Origin of the sequence: Streptomyces sp. WELS2, assembly GCF_013870595.1 — a bacterium.
Lineage (GTDB): Bacteria > Actinomycetota > Actinomycetes > Streptomycetales > Streptomycetaceae > Streptomyces.
The window spans coordinates 1-2,510 of the sequence record NZ_JACBWZ010000860.1 but is presented as its reverse complement, the minus strand read 5'-3'; the positions used below and the strand labels follow the sequence as shown (position 1 = coordinate 2,510).

Sequence of the window (2,510 nt, the reverse complement as noted above, 5' to 3'; positions counted from 1 at the left end):
ATGCACAGCACCGAGGAGGCGACCAAGTTCGTCGAGGTCTCCAGGTCGTCTCCGCTGGGCCGCGCGGGCGCGGAGCCGTCGAGGAGTCGTACGACTTCCCAGCCGCGCGGGGCGGTGAGGCGCTCGGAGTGCTCGGCACACAGGTCGTAGCAGTGGGGTTCGGCGTAGGTGGCGAGCGGGCCGAGGACCGCGGTCGAGTCGGCGTAGACGTACGTCAGCGTCGCGACGGCGGGTCGGCCGCAGGCGGTGCGCGAACAGCGACGTACAGGGCTCACGATGTTGGACGGTACCGCACTCTTGAGCGGGCCGCGACGACTCTCCACCAGGTCACTCCACCGTGTCGGGCTGTGAAACGCCCCACACACCCCTGCGAGGGGACCCCGCTGACCTGCGTGGACGGGCTTGCGACGGAGGCGAGGAAGGGGCGTGCCCGGTCAGGAGTCGGCACAAACACCATCAATTGCCTTGAGTTCGGTGGTCTTGGAAAGTTACGGAAACGAGCCAGACGTTGGCCTGAATGGTCATCCTGCGACAGGGCCCGCGGGGGCCGGTTGCCGCGTGGAGCCGGACGGGCGGGGGTGCGGGGACTACGCTTCACCGGTGATGGACAACCGTGTACCGCCCCGTGCCAGCGGCCCCGGGCCCCGTCGCCGTGATCGTCACGGACGGGGCATGCGGGGGCCGATCGCGCCGCCGCAGGTGCCGTTGGCCGCCAGCCGTGCCGAGGTGTTCGCGGATCTGGTGCAGGACTCCGTGGACCGTCTCGAGCGACGGTGGCCGCAACTCGCCGACATCGACTTCCTGGTGCTGGAGGTGCCCCGGCTGGACGGGCGGGGGGACGGGCCGGTGTGGGACGACGAGGCCGTGCCGCTCGGCGGGGCCGTACCCGCGCGGGACGGGCGGCGGGCGCGGGTCGTCGTGTACCGGCGGCCGGTGGAGATCCGGACCAAGGGGCGCGACGAGCGGGCCGCGCTGGTGCACGAGGTGGTCGTGGAGCAGGTGGCGGAATTGCTGGGGCTGACGCCGGAGACGGTGGATCCCCGGTACGGGGAGGACTAGGCGGCGCGGAGGCGTCCGGCACGGAGACTCCCGGTGCGGAGGCTCGGAGGGGCGGAGTCCGCCGGCGACCGCCCCCGCCCCTGCCGCCCCGCCGCTTCCCGGACCGCCGCCGCGTCCGCGCCGGCTACTTCTGCAATATCGACAGGTCCTCCCGCGTCTGCGGCACCGATACCAGGCCGTGGTCGCTGGGGAGGGTCTGGATGGTGAAGGCGGAGGTGCCGGCGGTGGTGAGGGTGCGGGAGGCGTAGAGGGGGCCGCCGGAGACGGGTTCGACGGTGAGGGCGTAGGTGCCCTTCAGGCCCGCCGGGACGGGCGCGTCGACGTCCTGCGTGGTGCCGGCCTTGATCGTGTACGTCTTGGTCGCCGGGGTGCCGCCCTCGCTGCCCGCCGAGGCGGTGACCTTGACCGTGGCCGTGCCCTCGGGCGCCGCCAGGGCGAGCGTCGTGCCCTTGGCGGTGTTGCCGGCCGAGGTCGCGCGCGCGCCGACGGCGGCGGTGGCCGGGATGAACGCCGTCTCCCGCTTGTCCCCCTTGCCCCGCACCACCTGGAGCACCGCCACGACCGGGACCGCCTGGTCGGTCGGGGTGAGCACCAGGGAGCCGGGCTCGCCCCGGGTGACGTCGCCGAGGTCGACCGTCGTCGTCATGCCGGACTTCACGTGGACGGTCTCGTTCCCGGCCGGGGTGATCAGGCCGTCGGGCGAGGCCAGGCGGATCTTCAGATCGGCGTCGTCGTCGCCGGGGGCGAAGGCGGTCAGGCGGACGTCGGTGGCGTCCTTCGGGATGCCGGGCAGGACCAGGCCGCCGGCCGGGTCGGCGGCGGGGGCCAGCCAGTCGCCGCCCGCCTTGTCGTCCAGGGCCCGCACGGCCGCGCCGACCCGGCCGCCGCGCACGCTGACGTGCAAGGTGAGGTCGGCCTGCCGTTCCTCGGTGAGCGTGGAGAGCAGGATCGCCTCGCTCGCCCCGGGGCCGACGGTGAGGTTCTCGCCGAGCGGGGCCTTGATCGCGCCGTCCTTGCCGTACAGCTCGACGTCGACCACGGCGGCGGAGTCGTCGGGGTTGGTCAGGTGGACGTAGTCGGTGCGGCCGGCGGCCGTGCTCGCGCCCGGGAACCAGAAGTCGGTGTCCGGACCGGTGCAGTTGACGCCGAGGAGGCCGCGGCCGGTGCCGGCGGCGACCTCGGTGGTCTCCTGGACGGTCCAGCCGGGCGCGAAGGAGCCGTCCGCGGTGCCGATGAGCGCGGGCGTGTCCCCGCCGGAGGTGTCGCCGGTGGCCGGTGTGCCCGGTGCCTTCGGTGTCAGCACCGGCTGCCCGGCCTTCTTGCCGCCCTCCTTCTTGTCCTTGCCGTCCTTCTCCTTGCCGTCCTTCTGCTTGCCGTCCTTCTGCTTGCCGTCCGCGCCGGAGCCGTCGTCCGCCGACTGCTCGCCGGCCGCCTGGAGGCGGGCCCGGCCG

The 2,510-nt window shown here is 73.8% G+C and carries 3 protein-coding genes; 1 reads left to right on the top strand and 2 read right to left on the bottom strand.

The annotated features are described in order from the left end of the window. On the bottom strand, nucleotides 1–323 hold a 323-nt coding region (locus H5J33_RS30900), incomplete at its 3' end, for a DUF3499 domain-containing protein (RefSeq protein WP_181798074.1). A gap of 349 nt (nucleotides 324–672) precedes the next feature. Between H5J33_RS30900 and H5J33_RS30895 the strand changes: the two genes are divergently transcribed. Continuing rightward, nucleotides 673–1,059 carry a metallopeptidase family protein gene (locus H5J33_RS30895; RefSeq protein WP_181798073.1) on the top strand — a complete coding sequence of 129 codons (387 nt, stop codon included), beginning with the start codon at nucleotides 673–675 and terminating at the stop codon, nucleotides 1,057–1,059. Nucleotides 1,060–1,183: 124 nt separating this feature from the next. Here H5J33_RS30895 and H5J33_RS30890 read toward each other — a convergent pair. Further along, nucleotides 1,184–2,510: DUF5719 family protein (locus H5J33_RS30890; RefSeq protein ID WP_220212906.1), on the bottom strand; the 1,327-nt coding region annotated here is incomplete at its 5' end.